Annotated in this window: 8 protein-coding genes; 3 read left to right on the top strand and 5 right to left on the bottom strand. The window is 54.0% G+C overall.

The window, feature by feature from the left end:
- Window positions 1-26: 26 nt before the first annotated feature.
- Entirely contained in the window at window positions 27-965 is a 939-nt protein-coding gene (locus J0A68_RS04900; protein ID WP_206577063.1) for an alpha/beta hydrolase, read from the top strand.
- A 246-nt stretch (window positions 966-1,211) separates the two neighbouring features.
- Here the strand turns inward: J0A68_RS04900 and J0A68_RS04895 are convergent, their stop codons facing one another.
- The 4 genes from J0A68_RS04895 to J0A68_RS04880 form a co-directional block, all read right to left on the bottom strand.
- Entirely contained in the window at window positions 1,212-3,479 is a 2,268-nt protein-coding gene (locus J0A68_RS04895; protein WP_206577062.1) for a ligand-binding sensor domain-containing protein, read from the bottom strand.
- A gap of 153 nt (window positions 3,480-3,632) precedes the next feature.
- A complete protein-coding gene (locus J0A68_RS04890) occupies window positions 3,633-4,595 on the bottom strand; it encodes a metallophosphoesterase family protein (protein ID WP_206577061.1) in 963 nt (320 codons plus the stop codon).
- A gap of 31 nt (window positions 4,596-4,626) precedes the next feature.
- Window positions 4,627-5,805: an alpha/beta hydrolase family protein gene (locus J0A68_RS04885; RefSeq protein WP_206577060.1), complete on the bottom strand. Its 1,179-nt coding sequence runs from the start codon at window positions 5,803-5,805 to the stop codon at window positions 4,627-4,629.
- A 228-nt stretch (window positions 5,806-6,033) separates the two neighbouring features.
- Window positions 6,034-7,665 (bottom strand): sulfatase family protein, encoded by a 1,632-nt coding sequence (locus tag J0A68_RS04880; RefSeq protein WP_206577059.1) that lies wholly within the window; start codon window positions 7,663-7,665, stop codon window positions 6,034-6,036.
- Between the two features lie 317 nt (window positions 7,666-7,982).
- On the opposite strand from J0A68_RS04880, the gene J0A68_RS04875 reads away from it, so the two are divergent.
- Window positions 7,983-9,497: a Gfo/Idh/MocA family protein gene (locus J0A68_RS04875; RefSeq protein WP_206577058.1), complete on the top strand. Its 1,515-nt coding sequence runs from the start codon at window positions 7,983-7,985 to the stop codon at window positions 9,495-9,497.
- Window positions 9,498-9,591: 94 nt separating this feature from the next.
- The gene (locus J0A68_RS04870) at window positions 9,592-10,533 is read left to right on the top strand and encodes a TIM barrel protein (protein ID WP_206577057.1); all 942 of its coding nucleotides are present in this window, start codon (window positions 9,592-9,594) and stop codon (window positions 10,531-10,533) included.
- A gap of 72 nt (window positions 10,534-10,605) precedes the next feature.
- Here the strand turns inward: J0A68_RS04870 and J0A68_RS04865 are convergent, their stop codons facing one another.
- Entirely contained in the window at window positions 10,606-17,049 is a 6,444-nt protein-coding gene (locus tag J0A68_RS04865; protein ID WP_206577056.1) for a polyketide synthase, read from the bottom strand.
- Between the last annotated feature and the right edge of the window lie 717 nt (window positions 17,050-17,766).

The raw sequence follows: 17,766 nt of genomic DNA, 5'->3' as shown, positions 1-17,766 counted from the left end.
TCACCATTTAACGAGATCACTACATAGTGAAGGCCCTTAACGCCCTTTTATTCCTGCTGTTACTTTGCGCCACCTCTTTCGCCCAGCAAGCCATCCACACCAAGGACGGAGCGGCCATCGGCGGGATCAACCAGTATATCGAGGTAGACACCAAAGACTCCTCCAAGCCGATTTTGTTGTTTCTGCACGGTGGGCCGGGGTTTAGTTCCAGGCCTTACCTGAAATCTGTCGTAAGCAAACTTCAGGATGACTTCCTCGTCGTGCAATGGGATCAGCGGGAAACCGGAAATACGTTGGCTTGGAATCCCTCGCCTGTACCGTTGACACCTGAATTGTTTCATCGGGACACGGAAGAGGTCGTAGACTACTTGCTTGAAAAGTTTGGACGAAAGAAACTCCTGCTCGTTGGGTTTTCCTGGGGTGGGTATTTGGGCCTGGAATATGCCAAAAACCATCCGGAAAAGCTCTTGGCCTATGTCCACGTTTCAGGAATCGTAGCCCCGGCACTTTCGGAAAGACTCACGTTGGACACGATCCGGGAACTGGCCGAGAAGGAGCAAAATACCCTCGCCATCCAAGAGCTCGCCGACATAGAAATTCCTTTTCGCAATTGGAAAGAACTCTACTACCAACGGAAATGGACGGCACATTTCAGCGGGGTCAAAGTCACTCCGAAGACCTATCCCATGCACCTTTTCGAAACTTGGGACAAAACCTGGTTTGACCTCTTCATGAAAGCCTCCGAGGTGAACTTCATCGAAAGCGCCCCGGAACTGAAGTGCCCAGCCTATTTTTTTATAGCCAGAAAGGACCTCGTTTCAAATTCCAAGGTGACGGGCATCTACTACGAGCAGCTGAAAGCTCCGGTGAAGGAGCTGGTCTGGTTTGACAAATCAACCCACGAGATACCCAGCCAAGAACCCAAGGAGTTTGCCTGGGAACTGCTACAAATCCCCATTCGCTGAAGGCTCAACGCCAAAAGACTGGCAATCAATTTCCGACCGGAATCGAAGGCGAAACTAGTTACGTAGAGTGTTATCTGTGGTATGAAGAAGGTCTCGACTCCGCTCGACCTGACAATCCGGTGTCACTTTGGACACCCTGAATGACGGGCGTCACGAAGTTGAGAGGTCATTTAGGAGATAACATAACGCTAGAGTTCAAAACTTCAGAGACGTATCAGCTATGGACCATAGACTATCTACTATGGACTACTCAATCATCTCCAGATACCTCGCCATCCAGTAGGGCCAAAGCCAGAAAACAGGTTCCCGCACCTGCGTGGGATTACCCTGGATGGCCGCCCAGGGATTTTTGTCCCAGCGGACGGTAGCGCGGATCGCGGGAGGCGGCAGCTCGGAGATCTGCATTTCTTCCAAAATAGGCGCATGGACCAGCTGCACGTCCTCGCGCTTGCTGTGGTCGATCCGCCAATCCACCAAGTCCAGCGGGGTCTCCCTCAGGAAAGAAACGGTCTGGGGCACGTTGACCTTCTTTCCGGTAGCTAGGGAATAGCTCAGGTTGTTGATCAGGTTTTCGCCCTCAGTCTGGATGCCGATCCATTCGTCCGCGAGGTGCCGATAGACTTTGCGGATCTCCGCATCCTGCTCGTATTTCAGGAGGATGGGAAATAAGTACCCCTCCATGGTCAGGTCAAAGTAGATCTTCCAAGCGGGATTCTTGTGGTTGAGCTGAGCCGCATTTTCCAAGTACCCTTCTTCTTCGATCAGCCTGCGGTATTCTTTTTCATATTTTTCATCGCCCGTGATCGCCGCTGCAAACTTCAGGTAAGCCAGCATTTCGAAGGAATTGATCGCCTTTTCGGAAGCCCAATCCGGATCACCGTTCAGTTGATCCGGCGACCACACGGCCCAGCGGGTGTGCTTGCCATCCGTATCGATCAGGTTGTAGTTGTTGCGGATCACCGCGTCCATGAGCTTGGAGACATGGGCGCGAATCGCTTCCTTGTCCTCTTCCGTCGCGGCAAACTCATAGAAATAAAAGTAGCTCATGAAATGCCCAGTCATCTCGTCGCTGCTGGTATCGCCTTTCCACAGCCACTTTTTGTCCGCAGAGACTCTCCATCGCTCCTCCACGGGCTTGTAGCGTGGATCTTCGACTAGCCGCTCGGCCAATTCCCTTTCTGTGTAGGTCCGGTTAGGATCGTGGAGATAAGTCCAATCGGTCGGCACGATGGTTCTGGCGAAAAGCCCATCCGTACCGGTCACCTCGTAGAGCAGCCTCAGAAATCCGAAAGCCTTTCGGGCTTTGTCCAGCGCATCGGGGTCTTGGGTGACCGCATAGCGAAAACTTTCCATCGCCAGGTAGCCGCCGGTATATTCCCCGTCGTTGTCGTCATCGGAGTGTTCCCAAGTAGAGGTATCGCCAGGCACTTCCAGGCGCAGCACTCCGCAGATCCAGGGATCGCGCATGTGTTTGGCCATGAGTTCGGAGTAAAAATGACGCTGCTTCTCGGCCAAGGTCATGGAATACTTTCGGATGTGGCTGACTCCATTTTGCGTCGCAACCCAAGCATCACCAGCCTGGTCAAAGGCCACCTGATTCACCTGATCGTCCGTCAGCCAGCGACGGCTGAAAAGCAAAGAATGGCTCCCATCCGGAAAATACCGGACTACTCCTTCCTCCGTGCCTACCCACATCACGCCCTCGGGAGATCGGGATACGGACCGGACATGAATCGAGGGCAAGCCCTCCTTGCTGGTCAGGTTATGGCTCAATTTATTCGACTCCCTCACCGACACGCCCCCCATCGCTCCCACCCATAGCTCGTCTTCCGACCCAAAAGCAAGTGCCTTGGCGTAACAGCTGATCAGTTCCTCGGTGTTTTGGAAAAGTGTGGCGGAGTCTTCGGAGCAGAGGTACAACCCCGCATCTGTCGCCACCCATAGATTACCCTTTTCGTCGGCAAGGGCATCCCGTACCGATCGGGCGATTGCGTAAGACTGCTTTTCCCAAGCCTCTCCTTTCCTCTGCCAAATGCCCATAGGTCCCAGCGCATAGAGCACGGAACCAGCCACGGCCAACTGGGAGATCGGCCCTTCCAAGCCCTCGGCTTTTGCCGTCTTTCCGCTTGTAAAACTATAGAGCCCATCCCAAGTCCCCAGCCAAAGCCTACCGTCTGAATCCTGCTCCACGGCGTAGGCTGGCCCGCGGCTTTCCCCTTCAAGGACGGGTTTCCATTCTGCGGAGCCTTTCGCCTTGACAAAAATCCCTCCCGCCGTCGCGATCCAAACCTGGTCGTCTGTATCCACAAAGATGTCCCTGACCTCATTGTCTTCGGGGTTTTCGCCGATAGAGAAGGCCTCGTGGACTTCTTGGACAAAGGCTTCGTCTGGGACTTTTTCGGCAACAGAAAGTACCGTGGCTTCGGAGGACTCCCGCTTGCAGGATAGAAAAAGGGAGGCAGTAAAAAGACCCAAGACTAAGCTAAGGGCTACAAATTCGGGTCTGAGGTTCATTTTTCCGGATTTGGAGGTGATGAAATCGAAAGAAATGGAGCGACCATCTCCACATGGAAAACCCATGAGCCGACGGAACGGACTATCCCCTCCGTAGTATTTTGCCTCCAAAGCTTTTGGCCTGAGCTATCCATAGCCCTACGCCAAAGCGGCTCAAAACCTTAGTTTCTTCTTTTTGATCTCCGGATGTACATAGGGCTTGAGGTTTTCCGGGAAACCCAATTCAAAGGGAGAGGGGCCCACCCACTCGGTCTTCTTTCCTGCGATCTTGATCCTGCCCTTGGAGGAGACGGTCACCGTGGTGAAAAGCGGCTCCTTGAAAGGTGCCGTGTACTTGATCCAGCGGTAGTTTTTGTCCACTTCCTCGCTGTACCGCAGGTGCTCGTAGTCCTCTCCCAGCCAGTGATAGGCCATGGAAGTGGTGGAGATGTACCAGATCCCGTCGATGTTTTCGGCGTAGTCGGTATGCGTATGGCCATTGAAGGAGGCGATGACTTTCCGCTCCGGATGGAGTCGGTTGTGCGCCTGTAGCAAAGCCTGGACTTCGGCGTAGTTTTCCACTCCGTAGGTTTCCTGATGGCTTTGGTAGATGGAGAGCCCTTGGTGGGAAAAAAGGATCACAGGGTATTGGGATTTTTCCAGATCCGCTTTGAGCCAGGCCAATTGAGCCGGGCCGATCAGTTGTTGGTATCCTTTTCTGTCGGGATCGATTTTGTCATTGCCATCGAGGACGACGAAGTGAAAGCCGTTTTTGTCAAAGGAATAGTAGCCGGCATCCATGCCCCGATACGCCAAGGCCTGCGCATGGGAAGTGCCCCCATCCATCTCATGGTTGCCGATCACATGGTGTTTTTCCCCGGGAAAGGAATTCCAGATGTCATAAGCCTTCTGGTACTCGGGTTTTGGAATGCTAAAATCGCCCAGCTCGATGATGAAGTCCGGGTTTTGCTTTTTCATGGCCTCGATAAACACCGTCATGCGCTCCTCCGAGTCGTGCATGGTGGGGATGTGTACGTCGGTGCAGAGGCCAAAGGTGACGGTGTTGTTTTTTTGGGCAAAAGCGGAACCGGCGACCAACAGGGCGGATGTCAGCAGCGCACAATGGGGGAATCTCATCGATTGGAAAAGGAAAGGGGTTTAGCGTAGATCAGGGTTTTAGTCCAAGAAAGTCAACGACCGCCTGGTCACCTTTCAACGCATTGGCAGGAACGGGATTTTTTTCATTGAAAACCATCAAGTCCTCTTTGGGCAAAAGCGTGACAAAGCCCTCGTCAAACTGGTTTTTCACCAAGATCTTCCCAGCGCTCAGCCCGAGGTAGTTTGCCAGGAAGTTGTACGCGGCAAAACGCTTGCTGGGTCCATAGTCGTGGCGCTCGGCAGGCAGGTGGACGTTGTCTATCTTGCTTTCCGCATCGTAGAGCGAATAGACTTTCTGGACGTAGGGCATCTCGACCCTCGGGGTATTTTGGGTCCAGTCGCCGCCATCCGAGATCAGCAGCATGGGACGGGGAACCGCCAGCGCGGCGATTTCCACATTGTTGGTTTGGTGATGGGCGCTCTTGTGGATCGGCATGCCGCTTTCGCAGGTGCAGCCTCCAAAGAAATAGGCCGAGACCATCACCACCGGCACGGAGACTTTGATCCGAGGGTCAAGGGCCGTGATCAGGATCGTCTGTGTGCCGCCTCCTGACTCGCCCGTCACGCCAATCCGATCGGGATCCACATCGGGCCTGGAGACGAGGTAGTCGATCACCCGTTGGGAATTGTAGGTTTGGATCGTCAGCGCGATGGGCATCTTGTGCTCCACCTGCTTGGAATCCCCATAGCCGATCATGTCATAGGCGAAGACGACGGCGCCCATCCTGGCAAAGGCCGCGCTGCGTTTTTGCACGCTCTCACCAAAGCGCGGATCGGTGCCGTGTCCGTGCACGGAGAGGATGGCGGGGCTTTTTTGAAAAGGCTCCTTGGACAAAGGGCGATATAGATTTCCCGTGATGTAGAAGCCCGGAAAACTTTCGATGGCGATGTTTTCGACGATGTAGCCGTCCATCTCCCGAGTGCTGTGGATGATTGTGTTGAAGGGACTATCCCGCTTGGGCATCTGGTCCAGCATCATGCCCTTGACGAGTCCCTCGCGGATGGTTTGGCTTCGCTTTTCCCAGTCAGCCTGGGTCGTCCATTCGGTTGCCCACTGCTTCATGTGGACGTTGGCTTCGTCCTCGGTCCAGTAGGCACCTTGGCAAAGCATGTTTTCCTGTGCCTGGGCGAAGTGGACTTGGAGAAGGAGTGCTAGCGCAAAGGCAAAGATTCCGGTTTGGGTTTTCATGGATTAAGGTGTTGTATGTAAAACTTTTGAATGCTGGAAAAGGACTAGTTTTGTCCACAGTCGACGGACGACAGTCCACCGATACTGGAGCCCAGCTTCTGAAGAAGCGGGACAACGACAGGTATAGTCCTTTGCGTCTTCGCGGCTCTCACGAGAAAGTGAACTGCTCGCGAATGCGCTGACGCGCTATATTTTCTCCCTTTTCTCAGTGGCCTCTGTGGTAAATCCCTACTTCAAAACCACCGCCACCCCACTCGGCTCAAAGCCGATCCGATGCGCATTGACGTAGAGCGAGTCCCCTTCCGCAGCGTCGAAGTGCTTAGAATACAGATTCCAACCGGCACTGCTCGACTTTCGGTAGGAAAGGATCGCTGACGGAGTCGCCGAGCTCAGACTTACTTTTCCGGCTTGAAAATCTACTTCAGGTGTTTCCGTCACTGGCGGTGAATCCTGCCCGTTCCACCAGGCCCTGACCATCTCCATCTCATCCAGCGCGCCGAGGTCACCATAGGCCAAGAGCCATTCTTCATGAGCCATCCGCATCTCCGCGAGTTTGTCGGCGTGCATGGGATCCTCCGCCAGGTTGACAAACTCCCAAGGGTCGCTCTGGGTATCGTAGAGCTCTTCCTGCGGCTTGGATTGGGCAAACCAGCGATCCTGGTTTTCGTCCAAAACACCCTTTTGGTGCAAGTCCAACAGGTGTCCCATCAGAGGATTTTGGAGGCGATAGCGGATATTCTGATAGTTGGGTTTCTCGGGCATGTAGTTGCGGATGTATTTGTAGCGCCCATCCGAGACCGCGCGAACGCGGTCGTGTTCGGAGTCCATGCGATCCCGCGCGGCATAGATGTATTTTCTTGGCTCGGCTTTTTGCTTTCCGAGGAAGGCTTGCCCCTGCATGTTCTCAGGAATCTGCACCCCCGCCAGCGAAAGCAGTGTCGGCCCGAAATCCACAAAGCTGACCAGTTCATCTGTCCGCGTGCCTCCCTCCAAAAACGGAGCTTTCACCAAAAGCGGCACTTTCAGCCCCCGGTCATAGAGCTCCCGCTTGAAGTAAGGCATCCCGTCGCCATGATCGGAGTAAAAGAAGATGATGGTATTGTCGTACAGTCCGTCCTCCTTGAGCTGCGCGATGACCTCGCCCACCTGCTCGTCCATGCGCATCACGTTGGTGATGAAGCGGGCCAAAGTCCTACGGGAGATCGAGTCGTCGGGGTAAAGAGGCGGAACTTTGACATCCTTGGGATCCACCCGCAGGCTGTCTTTGCCCTCCCTCGCCCAAACCTGTGACTCATGTGTCGTCGTGAAATTGAAGATGGAGAAAAAAGGCTGCGTTGCATCTTTGCGGCTTCTCCAGTGCGCTTGGGGACTGTTTTCGTCCCACATCCCTACCGGGCTGCGAAACTGGTAGTCTTCCTTGGAATTGTTGGTCACGTAGTATCCCGCCTGACGCAGGTAGATCGGATAGGGCAGCATGCCCTCCGGCAAAAGTGTGGAGTAGCCCTTGAATCCGGGCGGATAGGCATCTCCAGCAGCAGCCGAAGGCGCCAAGGTTCGCATGTGCATCGCGCCGATGGAGGTCTGGTAAGCCCCCGTGATCAGGGCCGCGCGGCTGGGCGCACAGACTCCCGCGGTGGAATAGGCATTGCTGTACTGAAGAGACTCTGCTGCCAAGGCGTTCAGATGGGGAGTCTTACCGCCTGTCCCGCCGTAGCTCTCCAGATGCTCGGGCGACATGTCCTCGCAGACGATCCAGACGATGTTGGGCCGCTCGGGGTAGGTGATTCGGTCGGAAAGTTTTTCTTGTCTCTGGCAGGAAAAAGTGGCTGCCAGACACAACAACAGGGTAAAATATTTCATTTTCAGATCAGGTTGGCTCAAAAGGAAAAATCAGCAATTCCGCTTTTCTTGTCGAATCGGAAAGGGATTCCATAGTCTGTATATACGCTTTTCTGGCATTAAACGAATTTTCGTTGCCAATTGGGCAGGAAGACCCCGACACGTCGGGCAGGCGATGACCCAAGACCGATGTAGCGTTTTCGACATCTTTTCCCGCTCCGAACACTAGTCTAAGGTTGTTTCTGGCAAAGTAGCGTGTATCCAAATCCCTTAAATTAACAAAGATTGTTTTACTCCCCCATCCTGCCTAACTTCCTATTTGGACAGAAACTTCCGATATGCCCCGCTCAGAGAAACTCAACCGCAGGGAATTCATCTCCTCTGCAGCCACGATCGCCGCCTCCATCTCCATCGTCCCCTCCCACGTCATTGCCGGCACGGGACATGTTCCTCCCTCCGACCAGCTGGCTGTCGCCAACATCGGCTGCGGGACGCAGGGACTCCGCGAGATGGGGGAAATGCTCAAAAACCCCAAGGTGCGCGTCGTGGCCGTCTGTGATGTCAACAAGTCCTCCACCGACTACATCGACTGGTCTCCCAACGGCATCCGCGACGACATCCGCGAGACACTCGGCGACCCGAGCTGGTGGGAAGGCAAGCCCGGCATCCCCGGCGGACGGGAGATAGGCCAAGCGTATGTGGAGCAATACTACGCGAAAAACAAGCCCTCTGGCAAATACCGGGGCTGCGCCAGCTACGAGGACTTTCGGGAGCTTTTTGCAAAAGAAAAAGGAATCGATGCGGTCAAGATCATGACCCCGGACCATACCCACGCGTCCATCGCACTTGCTGCCATGGACAAAAAGATGCACGTGGTGACCCACAAGCCCATTTCCAACCGGCTTTTGGAAGGCAGAAAAGTCATCGAGAAAGCCCAATCCAGCGGGGCGATCACGCATCTCCTGGCTTGGTCGGACCGACCGGAATACCGGCAGATCAAGGCTTGGATGGATGCGGGCCTCATCGGCGAGCTGAAGGAAATCCACAACTGGTCCTACCGCCCGGTCTGGCAGCAGTGGACCAAAAGACCCGAACCGCCTATGCCCGTCCCCAACGATTTCAACTGGGAGCTCTGGCTCGGCCCGGTGCCGGACATGCCCTATCACAAAAACTACACGCACAACGTCTTCCGGGGCTGGTACGAGTTCGGCGGGGGATCGGTCGCGGACATGGGACACTACAGCCTGTTTCCGCTGTTTGAGACGCTTGGGATCAGCAAGAGTCCGACCTCTGCCAGAGCCTTTGGCACCACGACCCGCGAGGAAGTGAACCAAGTCTATCAATGGGTGAAAAACGACGTCGCCTTTCCCGCCAGCTGCACCATCAAGTGGAAGTTTCCGGCTCAGGAGAAACTTCCCGCTTTTGACCTCTTTTGGTACGACGGAGGCATGAAGCCTTTTGCCCCCGAGGAGCTCGAGATGGATGGGAAAGACACGCCGGAAGAAGGGCTCATGATCGTTGGGGCCAAAGGAAAGATACTCGGTGGCTTCCGGGGGGAAAACCCGGTCTTGCTACCCGAAAGCACGGCAATGACAGGTCGGGATACCGAGCGGATCAACTCCCGGGAAGTGGAGCGCATGACCGACTCCTGGGTGGAGGCCATGCTGGCAGGCGAGCAGACTCCCGGCAGCTTCATTCGCGCGCAGTGCATCACCGACACGATCAATCTGGGAGCAATCGCGCTCCGCTCCGGCAAAAAGGTGGACTTTGACGCAAATCTGCTCAAGATCACCAACGACGAATCCGCCAACCAGCTCCTGACCCGGACTTATCGAAAGGGTTGGGAGGTTTGATCTCTAGCCGGAAGAAACCTAGCCGAAAACCAAAGCCCTTTGAACGGGTAACTAGCAACCAGTAACTTTTAACCCATAACCTCTTTCCCTCCCCATGACAAACAGAAGAAATTTCCTCAAGACAGCCAGCCTGGCCTCCGCGGCGATAGGCCTCGGCTTGCCCCAGTTTTCCTTGGCCCGGCCAAAGGATGAACTGTTCAAGATCTCCCTGGCCGAATGGTCACTCAACAAGATGCTTTTCGGAAAAAAACTCGACCATTTGGACTTCGCCGTCGAAGCCAAAAAACACAAAATCGACGCGGTGGAGTATGTCAACCAGTTTTTCAAAGACAAGGCCCAAGACAAAGCCTACCTCCAGGAGATGAAGACCCGTGCCGATGGCGAAGGAGTGACTTCTGTCCTGATCATGATCGATGGGGAAGGACAGCTCGGTGCCGCCAGGCCTGAGGATAGACAGCAAACCGTCGAAAACCACAAAAAATGGGTGGAAGCGGCGAAGTTTCTCGGCTGCCACGCCATTCGGGTCAATGCCTATACCGCCGTCCCCTACAGCACCGATCCCAAGCTGGCCAAGGAAGCCATCGATGTGTGCAGCTCCACGCTGCGAAGGATCTGCGAATTTGCCGAGGACTTTGACATCGACGTGATCATCGAAAACCACGGAGGCTACTCCTCCAACGGCAAGTGGCTGGCCGAGCTGATCAAGGAGACCGCGCACCGCCGGGCGGGGACGCTGCCTGACTTTGGCAACTTTCGCATCCATACCGAAAACGGCGTGGTCAGCAGCTACGACTCCTATCGTGGCGTAGACGAGCTTATGCCCAAGGCAAAGGGCGTCAGCCTCAAGCCAGTCGTCTGGGACGACCATGGCAAGGAGCATCCCCTGGACTATGAGCGCATGATGAAGATCGTCCTGGCGCATGACTTCCACGGCTACGTGGGCATCGAGCATGGAGCCGAAGGGCGTGAATGGGAAAGCATCGAGGAAATCCGTGTCAATTTGGACACGATCCGCAGGACGTTGACCAACGCCTAAAATGAAGCAAGGCTGCCTCACCGGCAGCCTTGCTTCATTTTATCCACTTATTTCCGTTTAGATGCCAGACATCTATTCCCCTGACTGGAAGATCGAGGGCTTGGACTTCTCGTATTCCTCAGCAGTCACCCAGATTGGCTGGCCATTCTTGTCTAGGGAAATTTTCGCTCCTGCAAAAGGCGGCTTGTCCAGACTCATGAAGGTCTCTTCCGTCTCCTGAAGGTCTCCCGCCGCTATTTCATTTTCCACCAAGAGAATGATAGCCTCTTCCACCTGTTTCAAGGTGAAATCCACGTCGCTCTCTGTGTGGGCGTCTGTGACGTAGCAGGGGAAATTTTCCCAAATGTGAATCCCCCTTTCCCGAAGCAGTGTAAACAGCAGTTCGGAATAGGGAAAATCATCCTTGACTTGAATCTTCCACAGCGAACTGAAGCTCACGGCATAGTAGCCGACCTTGTAGCGCTCAAATATCGTATTCAAGCCTCTCACCATCTTGATGGCCAGGCCGTCAAGCCGCTTTTGGAAAGAATCCCCCTTCTCGATCAAAAAGTCCAGGACCGCATTGGTCGCCGCGAGCATCAGGGGATGCCTCACAAATGTCCCCGCGAAATAGGTCACTCCGACCTCGGGCATGGAATCGTCTCCATAGCTCCAAAAACCGCCATCAAGGGCGTCCATCCATTCAGATTTGCCGGCAATCACTCCCACGGAAAACCCTCCGCCGATGACTTTGCCATAGGTAGTGAGGTCAGCCTTGATGGAGTGCAGGGCTTGAAATCCTCCGATATGGCTTCGAAAGCCGGTAATCACTTCGTCGAAGATCAGGCAAATCCCTTTCTCAAGGGTAACCTCCCTCAGCGAGCGCAAGAATTCCAGCGGCACAAAATCAGGCCTTCTGCTCTGTACAGGCTCGACCAAGACGCCGGCGATTTCATCTGCCCGCTCGGCAATGATGCGCAAGCTCTCCTCTGACCCATATTCCAAAACCAGCGTCTGCTGCACGTTTTCTTTCAAAATCCCCGCAGCTGCCGGATGGCTTGCACCGGATTTGGTGCTGCGGACGATGACTTCGTCATTGATTCCGTGATAGCTGTTGGCAAACATCACGATCAGGTTTTTGTGCGAAATGGCCCGGGCGATACGCATCGCTCCCAAGACCGCTTCCGAACCGGTATTGCACAGCCCGACGCGATCATTGCCAGTGAGACGGCAGATCTTTTCGGACACCATCCCTGCCAGCGCTGTTTGGGGGCCGATCTCCATGCCTTTGTTGACCTGCTCCAGGATCGCGCGATTGATAAACTCGGGCTGATAGCCAAACATATTGCACCCGAAACCGCTCAGCCAGTCCAAGTAGGTATTCCCGTCCAAATCGGTCAGCTGGGACCCTTTGGAAAAATCAGTCACGATGGGGTAGGTCAGCTCTTTGGTAAACGGCTTGAAGCCGCTGACGACCCTTGGGTCCGCCGTGTGCTTCCGATTTTCCTGGACATGCTCCTTGCTGCGGGCGGTTTTGGCATTGTAGCTTCGGATCAATTTTCCGACAAAGCGCTGGGCCTTTTCCGACAACTCCACAGACTGGGTTTCTATCCTGGCCATCGCCCCAAAGGGCTTGGCGAGCGCGCTGCGTTCTTCATCATCGATCCCATAGTCTACCGGGGCAGCGACGGTCGAGACATCTTTTTTCGGCATAGCTGCTTCAGATCTGGCGGCCTTGGCAGCCAAGGCTTGTTTAGCCTTGATATGGTCGGAGTTGGCGAGGAGGTATTCGAGGAGTTTTTGTGGACTGTTCAACTCCCGATAGAGCTGGCGGAAGGAAACGTCCACTTTGAATTCCTTTTTGAGGGAAGACGCGACCTGCGTCAAGCTAAGGGAGTCCAAGCCGATCTCAAAGTAGGTCAGTTCGAATGCATCCTCCGCCACCTTTTCCCCGCAGGCTTCTTCCAAAATCGTCACGATGCTTTTTGCCAACTCCTGCTCTATCGCGGCTGCGGGCGAAATACCGTCGGCCAGCGGCAGGGATATCGCAGCGCTTTCCTCGGATCTCTCAGCGTCCTCTTTCCTGGGACTGGAGATCTTCACATCCAGCCAGCATCTTTTCTTATCAAATGCATAGGCTGGCAGCAGCATTTTCACCTGGGCTTCGGCAGGATAGACCTCATCCCAGTCGATTATCAGGCCCTTGCCTACCAAGGAATGAAGCTGCTCTTCGAAATGTCGAGGTTCTGAAAGCTCTGTCACCCTGCTAAGGCTGTTTACGACCGCAAAATCCTTGGCATCGGAGTGCTGCATCAGCAGTGTACCAAGACCATTGCCTGGCCCTACCTCCACAAATGCCGCTTCGGGCAACTCTTGAAGCAGGTTTTTCACGGCGACATTGTATCGCACCGGAAGGCGCATGTGCTGCGTCCAGTACTCTGTGGAAGTCGCCTCGGCATCTTTCATCCAATCTCCCGTCACAGTGGACATGATCGGGATTTTCGGATTGCCCAGTTTCACACTTTCCAGAAGCTGTTGGAACGGCTCCAATGCCGGCTCCATCATCTCTGAGTGGAATGCATGACTCGTGCGAAGTACTTTGGATGGAATGCCCTGCGCCTCCAAGGTCTCTGAGAAGGCTTCGATCAGTGCTGTAGGACCGGATGCTACGCATAGATTAGGCGCATTGTCTGCGGCCAACGCCAGTCCGGCAGGAAGCAGCGCTTGGATCTTTTCAGCAGAAGAACGGATCGAAAGCATCGTGCCGGGATCTAGCTCGCTAATGAGCTCTCCGCGTTTGGCCACGACCCTCACCGCATCCTCCAAGCTCATCACGCCAGAAATGCAGGCAGCGACAAACTCGCCAATGCTATGCCCAGCCAGTGCGGAGGGCTTGATGCCTTTGCTTTCCCAAAGCTTGGCCAGGGAATAGGAAATGGCAAAAATCGCCGGCTGGGTATAGCGGGTGTTGTCCAACCGGCTTTCTTCCGCCTGGCTGGTCTCTTCCGGATACAGCAGCTCCTGTATGGAGGTGCCGGTATATTTTTGGAAAAGCGCGCCACACTCGTCCAGTGTAGCCCGAAAGACCGGCTCCGTTTCGTAAAGCTCCCGACCCATGCCCACATACTGCGCCCCCTGTCCGGGAAAGAGGAACACGGGAAAACGGAAGTCTCGCTTGCGCGCCACCGGGGTTTGGCCACCTGCCGAGATGGTCTCCAGACCTGCAAGCAGCTCCTGCTTGGTGGTAAACGAGACAGATGCCCCTAATTTATACTTGGCGTTTTTCTTATTTAGGTTGTAGCCAAACTGGGCCAGGTTGATTGCCGGAGTCTCCAGCACAAACTGCCTGAGTCGCTTGGCATACTCCACGAGGCTTTTTTCGCTGTTGGCTGAAAAATAGACCGTCTGCTCCAGCGGGGAAGTTTCCGTCACCGCCTCTGAGTCAGCGATGTATTCCTCCAACACGACATGGCAGTTGGTCCCGCCAATCCCAAAGGAACTGACGCCTGCCTTTCTGGCTTTCTCGGTCTTCCATTCGCCTGTACTAGTCTGGACAAAAAACGGGGAAGACTCGAAGTTGATCGCGGGGTTGGGCTTGGAGTAGCCGACGGAGACCGGCAGCGTTTTTTCCTTGAGTGCATACACCGCCTTGATCAGTCCGGCGATGCCGGCAGCAGAGTTCAGGTGCCCCACATTTCCCTTCACGGAGCCCAGGGAGCAATATTGCTTTCCCACCTCCGGTCCAAAGGCCAATTTCAAACCTTCGATCTCAATGGGGTCTCCTATCGGCGTCGCCGTGCCATGTGCCTCCACATAGCCTATTTCCGACGGATCCACCTCTCCGTCTAGCAAGGCACTGCGGATGGCTCCGGCTTGCCCCTCTACACTTGGTGCGGAAAAACTGCTCTTGTTTGCCCCGTCATTGTTGATGCCTACCCCCTTGATCACCGCCAAAATGGGATCACCGTCCTTGACGGCCTGCTCGTAGTCCTTCAGGAGCACGACACCGGCCCCATCACTGAACATCGTCCCCGTCGCATCCGCATCGAATGGCTTGCAATGGCCGTCTCGCGTCATGATAGAGCCTTCTTCGTAGTGATGGCCGCTATTGACTGGATAGGCCACGGAGCTGGCTCCCGCGATTGCGGCAGTACACTCCCCGCTTCTGATGCTTTTCACGGCATTGGCCACCGCGACCAGCGCAGTGGAGCAAGCGGTATTGACGCTGACCGCAGGGCCTTTCAAGTCAAACAAAAATGCGACACGGGTGGCCAAATAGTCTTTTTCGTTGACAGAATTGATCTGGATGTTGCCCATAGACTCCATCAGATCCTGGTCAAAGACCAGATTGCGGCTAAAGTAATAATTGTTGCTGCAGCCAGCGAAGACGCCTACCTCATAGTCCGGTGCATTGGCGATGTAGCCTACCGAATCCAAGGCCTCATAGGCGACCTCCAAGAAAAGGCGCTGCTGGGGATCCATCACCGAGGCAAGCTTGGGGTTGAATCCAAAAAAATCGTAGTCAAAGTCCTTGACATCGTCGATGATCCCCCGAGCTGCCACATAGTTTTTGTCCTCACGGGCCTTTACCTGCTCACTGGGATCGAGCTCCTCGATGTCAAAAAACCGGATCGTCTCCTCCCCGTTTTTGACCATATTCCAAAACTCCTCACTGTTTCTCGCTCCCGGGAATCTGCTGGCAGTGGAGATGATCGCCACGTCACGGTTGCCGGCATCCTTTCCTCTCCGCTTCGCCACACGGTCTTTCAGCCCTTTTTCGGCCTCGGCCACGAAGGCCGCTTGGGCCCTTAGCTTGGGATACTGGTAGATTTTGGTCACGGTGAAGTCTTTTCCAAAGGCAGCGTTGATTTCAATGGCCATCCGCTGGGCCAAAAATGAGGTACCGCCCAATTCGAAGAAATGGTCTTCCCTCCCGACTTGGTCCAGGTTGAGGATCGTCTCCCAGATTTTGGCGAGTTTCTTTTCGGTTTCGTTTCGTGGCTTCACATAGGCCTCCTTGAAGGGGTTTTCCGAAACTACATTTTCGGAGAGGGCTTTTCGATCTATCTTGCCGTTGGACGTCTTGGAAAAGCTGTCCTTTCTGAAGCATTTTGCGGGGATCATGTAGGCAGGGAATCTGGACTTCAGAAATGCGAGCATTTCCGCTTCCTTGACCGCCGCACCAGGGCTCACATAGAAAAGCGACAGGTACTTTTGTCCATCCGTGTATTCCCCCACGATGATCGCGGCCTGCTCCACCCCCGGCAATTCGGTCGCTACGGCTTCGATTTCTCCGGTCTCGATGCGGAATCCGCTGATCTTGACTTGGTCGTCTATCCGACCGAGGAAAAAGATCTCCCCCGTCTCAGTGTAGTAGCCCAGGTCTCCCGTCTTGTACACCATCTTGCTCGTCCCGTCTTTCAGGCTGAGTGGGAAAAAGGATTTCGCCGTCAGTTCGGGCTTGTTCAGATAGCCATCTGCGAGGCAAATTCCAGAGAAGTAGATTTCACCGGACACATTGGGCTCAGTGACTGCATTCAGGTTTTCGTCCAGGATGAGGCTTTCCACGTCGGATATCGCCTTTCCGATGGTCGGCAGGTCATCCCATACGGCCGGATCTTTATCGAGTTCCAGCTGGGTGACGATACAGGTACATTCGGTGGGACCGTACTGGTTGTACAGCGTGGTGGCATCCATTTTCTTAAACAGCGCCCTGACCGCCTTGGTGGACTTCAGCTGCTCTCCGCAGGTCATGACCTCCCTCAGATGCAAGGGATATACTCCCGAACTCTCCGCTTCATTGGCGATGCCTTGGAGCGCCACAAAGGGAAGGAAAAGCCGCTGCACCTGCTGCTCGTTCATCGCCTGGATCAATGCACGGTTGTCCCGGATCACCTCGGCATCTACCACCTGCAGGGTACCTCCTGAGCATAGGGTACTGAAAATCTCCTGGACGGATATATCAAAGGTAAGCCTGGTAAACTGTAGGGTTTTCAGCCCTGGACCAGACACCGAGTTTTCGACTTGCCACTGGATCAGGTTCACCACACTCACATGGGGGACACAGACTCCCTTGGGCTTACCGGTAGATCCGGAGGTGTAGAGAATGTACGCCAGCCGCGAATAGCGGCTCGGTTCGGCTCCCTTGGTCCCTAGCGAACGGTTCAGCTCGATCTGCTGGAGATCCAAGCGGTCGTTTTCGTTGCTTTTCAGATAGAACTTGACGCCGCAATCGTCCACAATCTGCTTGATCCTCGCCTCGGGGAAGTTTGCATCGATAGGCAGGTAGGTTTTGCCTGCATGGAGGATCGCGAGAATATTGACGATGAGCTGTATTCCCCGGCTCGTCGTCAACGCGACGATCTCCTCCTCAGGCGCCACGGACAAAATCACCGCACTCAGGGCAGTCACCCTTTCTTTCAACTCACGATAAGTGACTTTTTCGACCCCGTCGTCAATCGCCACCTCATCGGGATGTTTCTCCCAGGCAAGCTTGACCAAATCGATGATGGAATTATAGGTCGGATAGGCATTCATTTCCACTTCTGTTTAATAGATTTCTTAAGAATAAACTTCTGAAAAATCCGAGATTTAGACTCTCAGCTGGGTCTCTTGTTAAAATTTTTGATATCAATAGGTCATTTCCTAAAAAACTGCGGGCGGCTACTCAGCCGCCGGAAGATTCCCAAATCCCAAAAGCTTGTCTTTTGCATTATCACGCCAAACTTCAAAAGCTTGGCTCGCTTGGGGGGAAAGTGATTATTTGGGTTTTGGACTAGGATCTATTTCAGCCTAGAAGAAAGACTTCAGGTCATCCCGAGCCCCAACTTGCCTCTCACTAATCGAAGCCCAAATCCCTCAGTACCTGAAAATATAAAATTGTTGTATTTAAAAACACCTTTCATGACCCGCTTTTTTAGGATTAAATACTCTTGCAAAATGTCCACGGGTCGACTCGGCTCATTTTGAACCAAAAAGTACGGGCAAAAAAACCGAAAAAACAATTATGAAATACGTTTTTTGATATTCGTAAACCATTTTTAATACATCATTAATATAACAGCCTTTTTTTGCCAATTTTGCTACGCTACGCCAGAGCTTATTTTTGACGAGCGGCAAGTACTGAGGATATAAATCGGACTTTCATTCATGGAGAAAGCAGCAGTCCGCGGGAAAATTCCGTTTTCCCCGCTTGGCAGCTTGCCTAGAATCGATAGGTTTGAGAAAGAAGAACCAGTTTGGCAATGCCCTTAC

The organism is Algoriphagus oliviformis (genome assembly GCF_017254915.1).
Lineage (GTDB): Bacteria > Bacteroidota > Bacteroidia > Cytophagales > Cyclobacteriaceae > Algoriphagus > Algoriphagus oliviformis.
Note: the sequence above shows the minus strand (reverse complement) of the source record. Positions and strands in the feature narration are given on the sequence as shown.